Source organism: Variovorax sp. PBS-H4 (assembly GCF_901827205.1).
Classification (GTDB): Bacteria; Pseudomonadota; Gammaproteobacteria; order Burkholderiales; family Burkholderiaceae_C; genus Variovorax.
On the sequence record NZ_LR594675.1, the window covers coordinates 6,077,210 to 6,092,991 of the forward strand.

The 15,782-nt window shown below is 68.2% G+C and carries 15 protein-coding genes; 5 read left to right on the top strand and 10 right to left on the bottom strand.

Annotated elements, in window-relative coordinates:
- Positions 1 to 56: 56 nt before the first annotated feature.
- Positions 57 to 3,662 carry an indolepyruvate ferredoxin oxidoreductase family protein gene (locus tag E5CHR_RS28910; RefSeq protein ID WP_162583204.1) on the bottom strand — a complete coding sequence of 1,202 codons (3,606 nt, stop codon included), beginning with the start codon at positions 3,660 to 3,662 and terminating at the stop codon, positions 57 to 59.
- A 181-nt stretch (positions 3,663 to 3,843) separates the two neighbouring features.
- On the opposite strand from E5CHR_RS28910, the gene E5CHR_RS28915 reads away from it, so the two are divergent.
- From E5CHR_RS28915 to E5CHR_RS28930, 4 genes are all read left to right on the top strand, one after another.
- Complete coding sequence (locus E5CHR_RS28915; protein WP_162583205.1) at positions 3,844 to 4,356, top strand: Lrp/AsnC family transcriptional regulator; 513 nt, start codon at positions 3,844 to 3,846, stop codon at positions 4,354 to 4,356.
- A gap of 6 nt (positions 4,357 to 4,362) precedes the next feature.
- Positions 4,363 to 5,991, top strand: a complete 1,629-nt coding sequence (locus E5CHR_RS28920; RefSeq protein ID WP_162583206.1) for an MFS transporter — start codon at positions 4,363 to 4,365, stop codon at positions 5,989 to 5,991.
- 130 nt (positions 5,992 to 6,121) lie between these two features.
- Positions 6,122 to 7,102, top strand: coding sequence for a tripartite tricarboxylate transporter substrate binding protein (locus E5CHR_RS28925; RefSeq protein WP_174255809.1), 981 nt, complete (start codon positions 6,122 to 6,124; stop codon positions 7,100 to 7,102).
- Positions 7,103 to 7,287: 185 nt separating this feature from the next.
- The gene (locus E5CHR_RS28930) at positions 7,288 to 7,812 is read left to right on the top strand and encodes an Rrf2 family transcriptional regulator (protein WP_162583208.1); all 525 of its coding nucleotides are present in this window, start codon (positions 7,288 to 7,290) and stop codon (positions 7,810 to 7,812) included.
- 13 nt (positions 7,813 to 7,825) lie between these two features.
- On the opposite strand, the gene E5CHR_RS28935 is transcribed toward E5CHR_RS28930, so the two are convergent.
- Both E5CHR_RS28935 and E5CHR_RS28940 read right to left on the bottom strand, forming a co-directional pair.
- Positions 7,826 to 9,037, bottom strand: a complete 1,212-nt coding sequence (locus E5CHR_RS28935; RefSeq protein ID WP_162583209.1) for an NAD(P)/FAD-dependent oxidoreductase — start codon at positions 9,035 to 9,037, stop codon at positions 7,826 to 7,828.
- On the bottom strand, positions 9,027 to 9,410 hold the full coding sequence (locus tag E5CHR_RS28940; RefSeq protein ID WP_162583210.1) for a VOC family protein: 384 nt from the start codon (positions 9,408 to 9,410) through the stop codon (positions 9,027 to 9,029). The genes E5CHR_RS28935 and E5CHR_RS28940 overlap by 11 nt, the downstream gene beginning before the upstream one ends.
- Positions 9,411 to 9,555: 145 nt before the next feature.
- Between E5CHR_RS28940 and E5CHR_RS28945 the strand changes: the two genes are divergently transcribed.
- Positions 9,556 to 10,098 (top strand): GAF domain-containing protein, encoded by a 543-nt coding sequence (locus tag E5CHR_RS28945; protein ID WP_162583211.1) that lies wholly within the window; start codon positions 9,556 to 9,558, stop codon positions 10,096 to 10,098.
- Between the two features lie 7 nt (positions 10,099 to 10,105).
- Here the strand turns inward: E5CHR_RS28945 and E5CHR_RS28950 are convergent, their stop codons facing one another.
- From E5CHR_RS28950 to otnK, 7 genes are all read right to left on the bottom strand, one after another.
- The gene (locus E5CHR_RS28950) at positions 10,106 to 10,888 is read right to left on the bottom strand and encodes a hypothetical protein (protein ID WP_162583212.1); all 783 of its coding nucleotides are present in this window, start codon (positions 10,886 to 10,888) and stop codon (positions 10,106 to 10,108) included.
- Between the two features lies 1 nt (position 10,889).
- The gene (locus E5CHR_RS28955) at positions 10,890 to 11,138 is read right to left on the bottom strand and encodes a hypothetical protein (RefSeq protein ID WP_162583213.1); all 249 of its coding nucleotides are present in this window, start codon (positions 11,136 to 11,138) and stop codon (positions 10,890 to 10,892) included.
- A 224-nt stretch (positions 11,139 to 11,362) separates the two neighbouring features.
- On the bottom strand, positions 11,363 to 11,584 hold the full coding sequence (locus tag E5CHR_RS28960; RefSeq protein ID WP_162583214.1) for a hypothetical protein: 222 nt from the start codon (positions 11,582 to 11,584) through the stop codon (positions 11,363 to 11,365).
- A 251-nt stretch (positions 11,585 to 11,835) separates the two neighbouring features.
- On the bottom strand, positions 11,836 to 13,026 hold the full coding sequence (locus tag E5CHR_RS28965; RefSeq protein ID WP_162583215.1) for an amidohydrolase family protein: 1,191 nt from the start codon (positions 13,024 to 13,026) through the stop codon (positions 11,836 to 11,838).
- Complete coding sequence (otnI, locus tag E5CHR_RS28970) at positions 13,023 to 13,838, bottom strand: 2-oxo-tetronate isomerase (protein ID WP_162583216.1); 816 nt, start codon at positions 13,836 to 13,838, stop codon at positions 13,023 to 13,025. The genes E5CHR_RS28965 and otnI overlap by 4 nt, the downstream gene beginning before the upstream one ends.
- Positions 13,839 to 13,855: 17 nt before the next feature.
- Complete coding sequence (locus E5CHR_RS28975) at positions 13,856 to 14,518, bottom strand: class II aldolase/adducin family protein (RefSeq protein ID WP_162583217.1); 663 nt, start codon at positions 14,516 to 14,518, stop codon at positions 13,856 to 13,858.
- Positions 14,515 to 15,777 (bottom strand): 3-oxo-tetronate kinase, encoded by a 1,263-nt coding sequence (gene otnK / locus E5CHR_RS28980; protein ID WP_162583218.1) that lies wholly within the window; start codon positions 15,775 to 15,777, stop codon positions 14,515 to 14,517. Before otnK ends, E5CHR_RS28975 begins: the two co-directional genes overlap by 4 nt.
- Positions 15,778 to 15,782: the final 5 nt, after the last annotated feature.

The window sequence follows — 15,782 nt, forward strand, 5'->3', positions numbered from 1 at the left end:
CCGGCAGCGCTCTCAGGGCTTTCAGGGCCGCCTCGCCCGCCAGCTCTCCGTCAGGCTCAGGCCGCCACGCGGGCAGCTTGCGGGTTGCGCCACCTGGCCATCAGCTCGGCCCAGCGGATGCGCGCCGCCTTGAGGTTGCGCTCCTTCACGTGGCCGTAGCCGCGGATCTGCTCGGGCAGGCTCGCGATCTCGAGGGCCAGCGCGTGATTGCCGGCATCGAGGCCCGACAGCAGCTCTTCGATGCTCGCTCGGTACTCGCCGATCAGCGCGCGCTCGGTCTTGCGTTCGTCGGTACGGCCGAACGGATCCAGCGCAGTGCCGCGCAGGCCCTTGAGCTTCGCGAGCAGGCGGAAGCCGGTCAGCATTGCCGGGCCGAACTTCTGCTTCTGCAGCTCACCCTTCGCGTTGCGCTGGGCAATGATCGGCGGAGCGAGGTGGTAGTTGAGCTTGTAGTCGCCCTCGAACATGCCATCGACCCGTTCCAGGAAGCTGCGGTCGCTGTGCAGGCGCGCGACCTCGTACTCGTCCTTGTAGGCCATGAGCTTGAACAGGTAGCGCGCGACCGTCTCGGCAAGGCTGGTCTTGCCCAGCACCGCCTCCGCCTGTTGCACCTTGGCGACGAAGGCCTTGTACTGCCCTGCGTAGCCCGCATTCTGGTAGGCCGTGAGAAATTCGACGCGGCGTGCCACCAGGTTCTCGATGGTTTCGCGCTTCTTGAATTCGACGATCTGGCCGGGCGCGACCCGCTTGCGCAATTCGTCAGGGCGCTGCGCCGCCTGACGGCCCCACTCGAAAGCGGCCTTGTTGTTGTCGATCGCCACCGCATTGAGCTCGATCGCGCGCATCAGCGATGCGTGCTCGAGCGGGATCCAGCCCTTCTGCCACGCATAGCCCAGGAGCATCGGATTGACGTAGATGGTGTCGCCCATCAGCGAAGTCGCGGCGGCATCGGCGTCGAAGGCACCGAGCCCGTCGGCGCCCACCGCACGCGCGATTTCGGCAGCGCATGCATCCTGCGGGTTCTGCCAGTTGGCGTTGCGCACGAAGGCCGCGGTCGGCGTGCTGTGGCTGTTGAGCGCCACGTGGGTGCGGCCCTCTCGCATGCGCGCCATCGTCTCGGCGTTGATGCTGACGAGGGGATCGCAGGCCAGCACCAAGTCTGCGGCGGCGGTGCCGACGCGGGTGGTGCGGATGTCGTCCTGCGTGTCGGCGATCAGCACGTGGCTCCAGGTCGCGCCGCCCTTCTGCGCGAGGCCTGCCGCGTCCTGCGTGACGATGCCCTTGCCCTCGATGTGCGCGGCCATGCCAAGCAGCTGGCCGATGGTGATCACGCCGGTGCCACCGACGCCGGCGACCACGATGCCCCAGACCTTGCTACCGGCCAGCGAAGGCAGCGCCGGATCAGCCAGTGCGCCGAGTTCGGCCGGCATGGACGCCTTGTTCTTTGCCTTCTTCTTGAGCTGCCCCCCCTCGACGGTCACGAAGCTCGGGCAGAAGCCCTTGAGGCAGCTCATGTCCTTGTTGCAGGTGCTCTGGTTGATGGTGCGCTTGCGGCCGAACTCGGTCTCCAGCGGTTCCACGGACAGGCAGTTGCTCTGGACGCTGCAGTCGCCGCAGCCTTCGCAGACCAGATCGTTGATCACCACCCGCTTGGCCGGGTCCACAGCCGTCCCGCGCTTGCGGCGACGGCGCTTCTCGGTTGCGCAAGTCTGGTCGTAGATGATGGCGGTGGTGCCCTTGATCTCCCGGAACTCGCGCTGGATCTCATCCAGCTCGTCGCGATGGCGCACCTTGACGTCCTGGCCGGGAATGTTCACCCCTTCGTACTTCTCGGGTTCGTCGGTCACCACTACGACCTTGGCCGCGCCTTCGGCGTGCAGGCTCTCCGCGATCTGCAGCACTGAATGGCCTTCGGGCCGCTCGCCGACCTGCTGGCCGCCGGTCATGGCGACCGCGTCGTTGTAGAGGATCTTGTAGGTGATGTTGACGCCCGCCGCGATGCTTTGGCGGATCGCGAGCAGGCCGCTGTGGAAGTAGGTGCCGTCGCCCAGGTTGGCGAAGATGTGTGCGTCGGTGGTGAAGGGCTGCTGGCCGACCCACGGCACGCCCTCGCCGCCCATCTGCGTGAAGCCGAGCGTGGACCGGTCCATCCACGTCGCCATGAAATGGCAGCCGATGCCGGCCATGGCCCGCGAGCCCTCGGGCACCACGGTGCTGGTGTTGTGCGGGCAACCCGAGCAGAACCACGGCTGGCGCGCCGCGTCGGCCACGCCCACGGTCTGCGGTGCCGCCATCGCGCGCTCCTTGGCCTCGAGGATGGCAAGCTGGGCGTCGATGCGCGCCGCCATGTCTGCGCCGGCGGCGGCCAGGATGCCGGTCTTCTTCAGGCGAGTGGCAATGGCCTTCGCGATCAGCGCGGGGTTCAGGTCGGCGTTGGCGCGCAGCAGCGTGTGGGCCGTCGGGTTGGGCATCGACCATTCGCCGCCCGAGTAGCCTTCGGCCTCGTGCACCTCGCCCTCGTCGAACTTGCCGACCACGTTGGGCCGCACGTCGGCGCGCCAGTTGTAGAGCTCTTCCTTGAGCTGGTACTCGATCACCTGGCGCTTTTCCTCCACCACCAGGATCTCCTGCAGGCCGGTGGCGAAATCGCGCGTGAGCTGGGCCTCGAGCGGCCACACCACGGCCACCTTGTGCAGCCGGATTCCCAGCTGGCGGCAAGCGGCGTCGTCCAGGCCGAGGTCGATCAGAGCCTGGCGGGTGTCGTTGTAGGCCTTGCCACTGGCCATGATGCCGAAGCGGTCGTTCGGACCCTCGATCACGTTGTGGTTGAGCCGGTTGGCGCGGATGTAAGCCAATGCGGCGTACCACTTGTAGTGCATCAGCCGCGCTTCCTGTTCCAGCGCATGGTCGGGCCAGCGGATGTGCAGGCCGCCCGGCGGCATCTGGAAGTCGGTGGGCATCACGATTTCGACCCGCTCGGGGTCGATCATCGCGGTGGCGCTGGATTCAACGATCTCCTGGATGGTCTTCATGCCCGACCAGATGCCGGCAAAGCGGCTCATGGCAAAGGCATGGATGCCGAGGTCGAGGATTTCCTGCACGTTGGTCGGAAAGAACACCGGCGTGCCACAGGCCTTGAAGATGTGATCGCTTTGGTGCGCCGCCGTCGAGCTCTTGGAGATGTGGTCGTCGCCGGCCACCGCAATCACGCCGCCCCAGGGCGTGGTGCCGGCCATGTTCGCGTGCTTGAAGACATCGGAGCAGCGGTCGACCCCCGGGCCCTTGCCATACCAGATGCCGAACACGCCGTCGTACTTGTTGGTTCCCGGCGGCGCGAAGCCCAGCTGCTGCGTGCCCCAGAGCGCGGTGGCGGCAAGTTCTTCGTTCACGCCGGGCTGGAACACGATGTGCTGTTCCTTCAGGTACTTGCTTGCCTTCCAGAGCGCCTGGTCGTAGCCGCCGAGTGGCGAGCCACGGTAGCCGCTGATGAAGCCAGCCGTGTTCTTGCCGGCCTGCTGATCGCGCAGGCGCTGCAGCATGGGCAGCTTGACCAGGGCCTGCACGCCGCTCATGAAGGCGCGGCCGTAATCCAGGCTGTATTTGTCGTCGAGCGTGACCGTTTCGAGTGCCTTGCGAATGTGCTCCGGCAGCGGTGCGTTCATCGTCGTTGTCTCCGTGACTGTGCCTCATGGGCGGCGGTTGAGGGGGCGAGGCATCCGGGTAGGAATACTCCCCCGCAGCCATCATGCTCGCAAAGTGTAGGCTTGGCGCCTTGATAGGTGTTTGCGTTCTTTGCCCATTCCAGGGCCCGGTTTGAAAGGATCTTGCTTAAGATTCCGTGCAATGGAAAGCATTGACAAATTCGACCTCGCGATCCTGCAAGAACTGCAGGCGGATGCCCGGCTCACCAACGCCGAGCTGGCCCAGCGAGTGGGCTTGTCGGCCGCGCCCTGCTGGCGCCGGGTGCGGGCGCTGGAGGCAGCAGGCTACATCCGGGGCTACCACGCCGAGATCGACCGCCACAAGATCGGCCTGGGCGTGCTCGCCTTCGTGCGCCTGGACACCGATCGCGCCACCGGCGAGGTCACCCGCAAGATAGAGGAAGCGATCCGCAAGCTTCCGGAGGTCGTGGCCTGCCACTACATCAGCGGCACCGGCATGTTCGAGCTGCAGGTGGTGGCCGAGGACCTGGACGGCTTCTCCCGCTTCGCCCTCAACAGCCTCATGCACCTGCCCAATGTGAAGGATCTGCACACCAGCTTCTCGCTTGGCGAGGTCAAGGCGAGCCGGGCGCTGCCGCTGGGACATCTTGCGCGCAAGACTGGCAAGGCCGGGCGGCCAGGGACTGGACAATAGCGGCACATGCCACCCATCTCGACCGAGGAAACCCCAGTCGCCCCGAAGCGCGTGCAGCCGCCGCGCATCGGCCCCTTCGAGCCGCTCAAGCTGCCGGTGTTCCGCATGCTGTGGAGCACGTGGCTGGTGGCCAATGTCTGCATGTGGATGAACGACGTGGCGGCGGCCTGGATGATGACCTCGCTGACCACCTCGCCGATGTGGGTCGCGCTGGTCCAGTCCGCTTCAACCCTGCCGGTGTTCCTGCTCGGATTGCCCAGCGGCGCACTGGCGGACATCCTGGACCGGCGGCGCTGGCTGGTCGCCACCCAGTTCTGGCTGGCCGGGGCCGCGATCGTTCTGTGCGGGGCTGTGGTGATGGACCTCATGAACGCGCCGCTGCTGCTGGCCCTGACCTTTGCCAATGGCATTGGCCTGGCGCTGCGTTGGCCGGTGTTTTCGGCCATCGTGCCCGAGCTGGTGCCGCGCACGCAACTGCCGGCCGCACTCGGGCTCAACGGCGTCGCGATGAACGCGTCCCGGATCGTCGGCCCGTTGTTGGCCGGCACGCTGATTGCCAGCGCGGGCACGGTCTGGGTGTTCGGGCTCAATGCGGCGCTGTGCTTGATCTCCGGCTTCATCGTGCTGCGCTGGCGGCGCGAGCACAAACCCAACCCGCTGGGCCGCGAGAAGCTGATCAGCGCAATGCGCGTGGGCGTGCAGTTCGTGCGCCAGTCGCAGCGCATGCGTGCGGTGCTCACGCGCATCTCGATCTTCTTCCTGCATTCCACCGCGCTGCTGGCGCTGCTGCCGCTGCTGGCGCGCAATCTGCGCGGCGGCGGCGCCGGCACCTTCACGCTGCTGCTCGCGGCAATGGGCTCGGGCGCGATCCTGGCAGTAATGTTCCTGCCGCGGCTGCGCCAGGCGCTGACGCGCGACCAGTTGGTGATCCGCGGCACCATGCTGCAGTCCACCGCGACCGCGGTAATGGCGGTAGCGCCCACCGCCTGGGTCGCGGTGCCGGCGATGTTTTTCGGTGGCATGGCATGGATCACGGTCGCCAATTCGCTCTCGGTATCCGCGCAGCTGGCGCTGCCGGACTGGGTGCGCGCACGCGGCATGGCCACCTACCAGATGGCCATCATGGGCGCCAGCGCTTTCGGCGCGGCGCTCTGGGGCCAGGTGGCGGAGCTCTCCTCGCTCTACGTCAGCCTCGGCATTGCAGCAGCGAGCGGCACTGCCGCCATGCTGCTGGCCATCCGCCACGTGACGGACGGCGTCGGCGACGAGGACGACACCACGCCCGCCCACAAGGGCTGGACCAAGGGCCCGCCCGCCGAGGCCCCCGGCGAGGAAGGGCGTGTGGTGGTCACCATCGAATACATGATCGATCCGGCACGGGCCGGCGCCTTCCACGTGGTGATGCAGCAGACGCGCCGGGCCCGCCTGAGCCAGGGCGCGATCGGCTGGGAGCTGCTGCACGACATCGCCGAGCCAGGCCGCTATGTCGAGGAGGTCGTCGACGAGTCGTGGACCGAGCACCTGCGCCGTTTCCACCGCGCCACTGCCGCCGACATGGCGCTGCGCGAGCGTCGCCTGGCTTTCCACCAGGGCGAGACGCTGCCGGTGGTGACGCGCTACGTGGTGCGGCGCTAAGCTGCTGCACGTCGGCACCGCGAAGCGACCGCCAGCTGTCTTGAACCCCGGCGCGCCGAATCACGACTTTCAAAAGACCATGGAGACAAGAATGAACGATCCCGAGCCCGCCGAGCCCCTGCCCCGGTCCATGACCGCGCGCCGCCATCTGCTGGGCCTGACGGGCGCCCTCGGGTTGGCGGCGCTTTGGCCCCACCCTGCCCGCGCCCAGGCGGTTTGGCCGGGTAAGCCGGTCCGCTTCGTCGTGCCTTTCGCGCCTGGCGGCAGCTCGGAGATCGTGGCCCGCTCGGTGGCGGCCGAACTCTCGCGCACCCTGGGGCAGAGCGTGTTCGTCGAGAACAAGCCGGGCGCTGCCGGCAACATCGCGATGGCCGAGGTGGCGCGCAGCGACGACCAGCACACGCTGATCCTCGGCCATATCGGCACGCTCGCGGTCAATCCGTACATCTTCGAGAAGCTGCCCTACGACGCCAACAAGGACTTCAAGCCGGTCAGCCTGCTGGCCAAGGTGCCCAGCCTGTACGTCGTGCACCCGGACGTACCCGCCAGGAACCTGCGCGAGCTCATCGCCTATGCGCAAGGCCGACCCGGCAAGCTCAGCTACGGTTCCGCCGGCAACGGCAGCGCCGGCCACCTCGCCTTCGAGTACCTCAAGATGACGGCCAACATCTTCATGCTCCACGTGCCGTATCGCGGCACCGGCCCGATGCTGACCGACCTCATGGCCGGGCGGCTCGACGCCTCCGCCATCGGCGCCGCGGCAGTCATCCCCTTCATCAAGGCAGGCAAGCTGCGGTGCATCGCCACCGGGTCGGCCACGCGCCTGCCGCAGCTGGCCGAGGTACCGACCGTGGCCGAGCAGGGCTTTCCGGGGTTCGAGATGACGCAGTGGTACGGCATGCTGGCGCCAGCGAACTTCTCCAGCGCGAACCTGGCCAGGCTTTCGGCCGAGACGACGAAGGCCATGAGGTCGCCCGGCGCAATGGAGCGGCTCAAGGGCGATGCCGCCGAAGCGGTGGGCGACACGCCGGAGCAGTTTGCAAAATTCATTGCCGGCGAGCAGGCGCGCTGGAAGAAGGTGATCGCCCGTGCCAACATCAAGCCCGATTGACGGCGAAAAGCGCTTGGCGGGGAGTTGAAGGCCGCCGCGCCGGCGCGGTAGCATCAGGTGCCTGCCGAGACTGGGAACCTAATCCGCGGCTCAGACTCTCAAGGCATGATCGGCTGCATACAAGGACCCCGCGTCCACCACGACAACAGCAGCCCGCACCCGCACAACAGACAGGAAGCCCTTTCATGCGACTGACCACCAAAGGCCGTTTCGCAGTCACTGCCATGATCGACCTGGCGCTGCGTGAGCGCACGGGGCCGGTGACGCTCGCCGCCATCAGCCAGCGGCAGCGCATCTCGCTGTCGTACCTGGAACAGCTGTTCGGCAAGCTGCGCCGCCACAAGCTGGTCGAATCCACCCGCGGCCCTGGCGGCGGCTATTCGCTGGGCCGCAAGGCGGCCGACATCACGGTCGCCGACATCATCTTCTCGATCGAGGACGCGCCCTCCGGAAAGGCCCGGCCTGACGCGGACGCCGACGGCCGCTGCAGCACCGAGGAACTGTGGGCCTCGCTGAACCGCCGCACCGTGGAATTCCTCGATTCCGTCACGCTGCAGAGCCTGGTCCTGGAACAGCTCGCCAAAGGCGTGAAGGTTGAAGACGGCGCAGCCGTCAAGCGCGTACCTGCCGCAGCGCCCGTCAAGCGGCCGCGGGTGAATGCGCCCAACTCGGTCTTCGCCCTGGGCCGCCCGCTCGCGACCAAGCGCTGAGCCTCCCCGCGCTTCAGTTCACAGGCAGGAGCATGCGCAACAGCCCGCGGGCCGTCACCAGTTCGCGGGGGTCGTAGCTTTCGTCCAGCACCCCGCCGAGCCTGCGCACGATGCCCGGACTGCGTTGTGCCCGCCAGATCACGAAGTCGGCAATCCACGGATGGTTGTTGACGCGATTGGCCTGCTCGTAGGCGGCGAAGCGCGGCTTCAGCGCCTTCAGGGCTGCCTCGTACCGCGCCCCCACCGCGGCGTCGCCGACAACGCAGGCCGCCACGAGGGCCTCGGCCGCCAGCATCCCACTCTCCAGTGCCTTGCCGATGCCCTCGCCGGTGAACGAATAGGTACTGCCTGCGGCTTCGCCTGCCACCAGCAGGCCCGGCCGCGACCAGCGCGCCCCATCCAGGGAGCAGCGCAGCGGCGCGCCCTTCAGCTCGCCCTGCAGGGAGCCGCCCTGCATCAGGGCGCGGGCGGGCGCGTGAACGCGCGTGAAGGTGGCGAATAGCTCGCGCAGGTTGACATCCGGCTCGAAGCCTCGAGGGCCGTCCAGCAAGCCCACGCCGATGTTGAACACCCCCGCGCCGCACGGAAAGATCCAGCCGTAGCCGCGCCGCAGCGCGCGATGCCAGACCACTTCGAAGGGGCGGCTGCGGCCGGCCGCGGCGTCGTTCTTCACGTAGCCACGCAGAGCGATGCCGCTCGCCGCGCGCCGGCTGCACATGTCGGCCGCCAGCAGCGGCGGCGCCGCCGCGCCGGTCGCCAGGACGGTCCAGCGCGCGCGAAGCGTACGCAGGGTACCGTCGGGCAGCCGCAGGTGCGCGCCCGCCACCCGCCCGGACGCATCCTGCAGCGGTGCCTCGTAGCGGGCCGGCGCGAACCAGCGCGCCCCGGCCTGCAGGGCGGCACGGCGCACGATTTCATCGAGCTCGCGGCGCCGCAGCACGGCCAGGCTGGCCGGCACCTCCACCCGCCAGCCGTGCGGCGCGACACAGGCCACATGGCTGGCCACTGCGGCGCGCCCCAGCACGGCATCCAGCACACCGAGCCGGGCGAGCGCTCGCTGGGCGTCGGGAATCAACCCGTCGCCACAGACCTTCTCGCGCGGAAAATCCTGCCGATCGACCAGCAGAACATCCAGCCCCGCGCGCGCCAGCATTCGCGCGCAGGCGCTGCCTGCCGGGCCTGCGCCGACCACCAGCACCTCGCAATCGGCAGGCTCAGGCGCCACTTCCGTACGGGCGGGTGATGATCTCGAGCCGGTGGCCGTCGGGGTCGTCCCAGTAGACGCCGCGGCCGCCGTCGTGGTGATTGATCCGGCCGGGCTGTTGCTGGCCTGGGTCGGCCCAGTAGGTCAGCCCGCGGGCGCGGATGCGCCCGAAGATCTCGTCGAACTCTTCCTCGCTCACCAGGAAGGCGTAGTGCTCGATGGGGATCTGCTCCTCGCTGCGGATGTAATCGAGCGTGACGCCGTTGTCGAGCTGCACGCAATGGAAAGGCCCGAAGGTGGTGGGCTCGTCGCACCCGAGCACCTCGGCCAGGAAGAGGGCGGACGCCTTCGGATCGCGCGCCGGAACGATCGTGTGGTTCAACTGGATCGGCATGGTGTTGCTCCACAAAAGGGGGCAAGGCGTGAAGAGAGCCCATGGTAAGGCGCTCGGCCCCGACAGTGCAGTTTCGCCGCACCTCGCGCGTTCTGCCGCTTCCGCTTCGACGCATTAGGATCGTACCCAGCCAGGAGGGGCCAACATGAAAAACAGGAGCGAGGACAGCGTCGGGTTCGACAGCGGCCCAGCAGATAGCCGCGAGCCGGGTTTCGACGCGCTGGATTGTGACGGAGCGCTTGTGGTCCAGGCGCTGTCCTCGATGCTCGAGCTCATCCGCGAACAGCTCGGCATGGACGTGTTCTTCGTCTCCGAGTTCGTCGAGGGGCGACGCGTGTTCCGGCACGTCGCGACCGCCCCAACCATGGGCATCATCCACGTGGGTGGGTCGCACGCCATGGAAGACAGCATCTGCCAACAGGTGCTGGATGGCCGAGTGCCCAACCTTGCGCGCGACCTGCGCGTGCTGCGCACCCGCCAGCCGCTGCCGGAGGTGACCAAGCCTATCGGCACCCACATCAGCGTCCCGATCGTGATGCCGGATGGGAGCATTTACGGGACGCTGTGCGGCTTCGCTGTCGAACGAACCGTGGACCTGAGCGCGCGCGACGTGCGGCGCCTCGAGGTTGCAGCGCAGGCAACCGCTCGGGTGCTGGCGCAGGCGGCGGGGCACGCAGCCGCGGGCTGACCCGGGATCAGCCCATCAGCGTTGGATTGCGCCGCGCTTCGTCCAGCCTTTGCTGACGCACGGTCTCGCCGCATTGGGCGCTGCGGCGCATTTCCGGGCGAGCGCATTCGCTGTTCATGCAAACCGCACGCGCAACAAAATTCAGGCCTCCGCAGCGGGCGATGGGAGTCTCGACGCCTGCGCTTCGCGCCAGGCGCGGCTTCGAGGCCAGCGGAGACGACGTCCGCGCCGACTTGGCCGTGACGGGCGATTCCGGCGGAGAGCTCGGCATGGCGGCCTCGAGTGCTGGCATCAGCGGGGGCGCGTCGGCAGGGGTTGCCGCCACCGGCAGCAGTCCCTGCGCAAGCCGCGCGGTGTCGGCGGCAGCTGGGGGATCGACCAACGCCACCGCGCGCTCGATGGGCGCCGGCAGCGCCGCGTGCTCGAGCGGGAGCGAAGGAACGCCCGCGTCGCGTGGACCGTGGGCCAGGAACAACGCAACCGCGGTCACCGTGGCCCACAGCCCGCCCAGCGCCAACAGGGCGTAGCGGGAACTGCGGGCGCGGGCATGGTTGCCGGTGATCAGTGGCGAGGGATGCGTCTCAGCTTCCACCGCCGCGAAATAGGCCGGCAGCTTGCCGTCACAGCCCTTGCAGAAGCGCGCGTGTCGCGCGTTGATGGTCCGGCAGACTTCGCAGACCTCGGCTTGCGCGGGCGCGCTGCGCAAGCGCACCAAATCCAGCAGACTTCCGAAGACAACAGCGGGCATGGGCCTCTGTCGCTCGGGGAACAGCGGGGCGACGGCACTCATTTCACCGCTCCGAGCAAAGGGCCGCGTGGCCCTCGTGCTGCGACGAGATCGCCATCGCGCGGCGTTGAACGCGCATTTCCGACAGGGCAGACCGCGCGAAAAGGATCAGTTCATCATCCGACGGCTCGGGGCCGCCTTCCAGATGGGCGCGGAACGAATTCACGATCTGCGCCTGCGCAACCATTCGCAGGCCGACGGCCTTGAGGGCGGCATGCGGCGCAGTCGCTTGTGCATGCATCGGAAGGTTCATGTCTGACTCCTTGCATCAGCAAGGCCACGGGGCGTCTGCGGGGTCGATCCATGCAGCCCGGAGCCTTCGGAAGCCGAAGCCCCCTTTGTTGACCGAGGGCCTCCCTACCCTTGTCGGACAACGCCTGATGCGCCCGTCGTCATCAGCAGCTCGCCGGGCTGGACGGAAAAGGAAGGACCGACCGTCAAATCGCGTCAGCGACTGACGGTTTGGTCACTCGCACTTCAGTGAGGCTCGCGAGGCTGGACGAACGGTGTCGCGTACTCGCGGCCAATCATCCCGCGGGCGAAGAGATAGTTGTTGCGAGCCTTCTCGCTCATCGCGTCGAGGTTGACCAGGCCCGTGCTGTCGCACGGGAAGGCCAACGCACGGCCTTGGTTGAACAGCGACTGAAACCGGATCTCGAACGCGGCTGCAGTCTGCATCGAAGAAGAGCTGTGCGACATGAACGTCTCCTGCGGGCGGCAAAGCCTGGTGCCCTGAATCAATAAAAGGCTGGCGCGGAACCCCGCTCGCCGATCCACTTGCATCAATCGTGCCGGGCTCATCCGGATAACGATCCGCAGGGCTCGCGGGCCTAGGGGATTACGCAAAAAAGACGGTGCCGCTTGTGCGGAATGCCACGATCTGCGAGATTTGGGCGCAACTTTTCGACGCGCGCTTGCCAATGGCCTCGTTGGTCATCGCCTGCCCATGCTCATTCGCCCTGCTCCAGGCATTTCCCGGCTCGAATGACGGTGCGTCGCCGTCCGGCCGCGTCCAGCAGTTCGTACTCGTCGCGCGCGGCCAGCAGCACCAGGTCAGCCGGGCAACCCGGCGCGAGGCGGCCATCCCATGGCAGCCCCAGCGCACGCGCGGGGCTGACGGTGACTGCGTCCAGCCAGTCGACAGCCGGTGCCAGGTGTGCGACCTGGACGCCGAGGCCGAAGGTCTCGACCAGGTCGTAGCCCCCGTAGGGGTAGAAGGCATCCTGCACGTTGTCGGTGGCCAGGCTCGCGCGCAGCCCCAGCGCCGCAGCCTCGCGGATGCGGGTGATGCCGCGCGGCACCGGCGTGCGGTCCCAGGCGCCCTGCAGGTACAGATTGGTGGTGGGAAGGGCCACCAGGTGCAGGCCGGCCTCGGCGCACTTGGCAAGGGTGTCGCGGGCGAAGCCCTCGTCCTGCACCGACAGCGAGCAGGCATGGCCGCAGACGACGCGCCCGTGCCATCCGCGCGCGATCGCCAGCTGCGCGATGCTGCGCAGGCCCGTGGCGTCGGCATCCAGTCCCTCGTCCACGTGGAAGTCCAGTGCCAGCCCGTAATGCTGCGCCAGGTCGAAGACGCGGCCCAGCTTGTGGACGATCCCTTCGTTGCGATAGACAAAGGCGCCCAGCACGCCGCCCGCGCCGTGCACGGCCTGCGCGATGCGCTCACCGGCGGCCGGGTCGGCATAGGCATCGAGCGGCACCAGCGCGACGAACTGCAGCATGACGCGGTCCCGCCATTGCGCGCGCAGCGCCTCGAAAACGGCGAGCGAAGCCGGTGCGTCGTCGCCGATCCAGTCCAGGTGCGTGCGCAGCGCGCGCGTGCCGGCACGCCAGGCCTCGTCGAGGGCTCGCGTCATGCGCGCACGCAGCGTCTCGGCCGTCCAGCTGGCGCGGTGCGCGGCCATGCGCTCGATGGCCGTGAACAGGCTGCCCTCGGCTGCGCCAACGTCCTGCACGGTGTAGTTCTTGTCGATGTGGGCGTGCGCATCGACAAAGGCGCTCAGCAGGGTGCCGCGCGCCGCCTCCCGGCTTGGCGCAATGGCGGCGACCCGGGCGCCGTCGAGCACCACGTCGAAGACTTCGGCCCCGTCCGCCGCGAAGCCCCGCAGCCGCGGTGGAATCCGTACCGCCTCGAGCTTCATGCGCGCGGCAGGGCGCGCAGCCAACCCAGACCGTCGGAGGTGCCGCGGGCGACGGCCCCGCGCGCCGGCCGGTATTCGCAGCCGACCCAGCCCTCCCAGCCACATTGCGCCGCCACCTCGTCGATCACCCGGAACAGGTAAGGGTGGTTGAGCTCGCCGACGTCGGGCTCGTGGCGCTCGGGCACACCCGCGATCTGGAAATGGCCGACGCGGCCGGTGGGCAGGTACTTTCGAATCTTCATCGCCACGTCGCCCTCGACGATCTGGCAGTGGTACAGGTCCATCTGCACCTTGAGGTTGGGCGCTCCCACCGCTTCGGCGATCTCGTGCGCATGGTCTTGGCGGTTGAGGAAGAAGCGCGGAATGTCGCGCGTGTTGATGGGCTCGATGAGCAGGTCGCACCCGGCCTGGGCTGCCTCGGCCGCAGCCCAGCGCAGGTTGTCGATGTAGGTGGGCTGCACCGCCTCGCGCTCCACCCCCGCCGGCACCAGGCCCGCCATGACGTGCACGCGGGGACAGCTCAGGGCCTCTGCATAGTCCAGGGCCTTCCGCAGGGCCTCGCGGAACTCGGCCTCACGCCCCGGAAGGCAGGCCAGACCGCGCTCGCCGGCCTCCCAGTCGCCGGGCGGGCTGTTGAAGAGCACCTGCTGCAGGCCATTGGCCGAGAGCCGCGCCGCGAGCTCGCGCCGCTCGTATGAATAAGGAAAGAGGTACTCGACGGCCTGGAAGCCGTCCTTCGCAGCGGCCTCGAAGCGGTCGATGAAATCGAGCTCGGGGTAGAGCATCGAGAGGTTGGCGGCGAAGCGTGGCATGGAATGTCCTTGGTGTCTTACCAGCGCGCGCCGAAGTGGCGGCGCAGTTCGTCGATCCGGGATGGCGCGAGCGGTTGCGCCGACTGCCTGTTCAACAGCCACAGGCGGGCAGTCTCTTCGAGCTCCTCCAGCACGGCCATGGCGGCGGCCGGCGTGTCGTGCCAGACGTTGGGGCCCAGGCGCTCCAGCATGACCGCGCGAATCGGCGTGCCGCGCTCGCCGTAGCGCCCGATGGCCTGGGCCACCTGCTCAGCCGCGCCGGGCGCGCCTGGACGGTGGTAGGGGATCACCGGCACGTGGCCGACCTTCATCACGAAATAGGGCGTGAGTGCCGGCAGCAGCTCCTCGCCGGGCGCGTCGAGCGTCAACGTCACGCAATGCGTGCTGTGCGTGTGGATCACGCAGCGCGTGCCGGAGTCGAAGCGCATGGCGGCGGCGTGGATGCGGGCGTGCAGTGCGATCGTCTTGCTGGCCCGGTCTCCGCTTGTCTGGTTCAAGTCGGCGTCGAGCCGGGCAAGCTTCGCCGGGTCGAGAAACCCAAGGCAGGCATCGGTCGGGGTGATGAGATAGCCTTCGTCCAGCCGCACGCTGATGTTGCCGGCGGTGGCGTGCACAAGACCGCGATCGAACAGGCTGCGGCCGACGCGGCAGATCTCGTCGCGTGCCTGGGTTTCATTCATTCGAGCAATGTAAATGCTTTGGTGAAGAAGTCGTCGGTGCCGAAGTTGCCGGACTTCAGCGCAATGTGCAAGCCGGCGCCGCCCTCCACCTGGGCGTGGCACCAGGGGACGCCGGGATCGATCTGCGCGCCGATCTGCAGTTGCCCGATGCCCAGCGCCTGCACGCAGGCACCGGAGGTCTCACCGCCCGCCACCACCAGCTGCCGCACGCCCTGCGCGACGAGGCCGCGGGCAATGGCGGCCATGGTGCGCTCCACCATGGCGCCGGCCTCCTCGACCCCGAGCCGCCTTTGGACCGATTGAACAGCACCGGACGCCGCCGTCGAATAGACCAGCACCGGTCCGTCTTCGATCAAGGGCGCTGCCCAGGCCAGCGCCTCGGCCGCGACGTCTACACCCTCCGCGATGCCCAGCGGATCGATCGCCAACGCCGGCCGGCCTGATTCGATGAAGTGGCGCACCTGCCGGTTGGTGGCCAGCGAGCAGCTGCCGGAAACCACCGCCCGCAAGCCGCCCGCTACCGGAAGCGCGCTGGCGCCTGCGGAGGGGGCGATGCCGAAGTTGGCCGGCAGCCCGATGGCGACCCCCGAACCCGCCGTTACCAGCGGCATGTCCGCCAAGGCCGGGCCGAGCCGCAGCAGGTCGTCGTTCGAGACCGCGTCGACGATGGCAATGCCCACGCCTTCGGCGCGCAGCGCGCCGATGCGCTCCCGGATCGCTTCCGGCCCGCGGGCAACCACCGCATGGTCGATCAGCCCGACCTTGCGGCGCGTCTGCGCCTGCAGCACTCGCACCAGGTTAGGGTCGGTCATCGGCGTGAGGGGATGGTTCTGCATTCCGCTTTCGTTGAGCAGCACCTCGCCCGCGAACAGGTATCCCTTGAACACGGTGCGCTTGTTGTCCGGAAAGGCAGGCGTGGCGATGGTGAAGTCGCAACCCATTGCATCCATCAGCGCCTCGCTTACCGGGCCGATGTTGCCTGCGGGCGTGCTGTCGAAGGTGGAGCAGTACTTGAAATAGATCTGCCGCGCGCCTTCCCCCTGAAGCCGGCGCAGCGCTTCGAGCGATTGCGCCACCGCCTGGGCCGGTGCAATGGTGCGCGACTTCAGTGCCACCACCACCGCATCCACATCGGCGGCAAGCGGTGCGCTCGGCACGCCGATCGTTTGGACCACGCGCATGCCGGCGCGCACCAGGTTGTTGGCAAGATCGGTGGCGCCGGTGAAATCGTCGGCGATGCAGCCCAGCAGCAAGGTCATGGCTT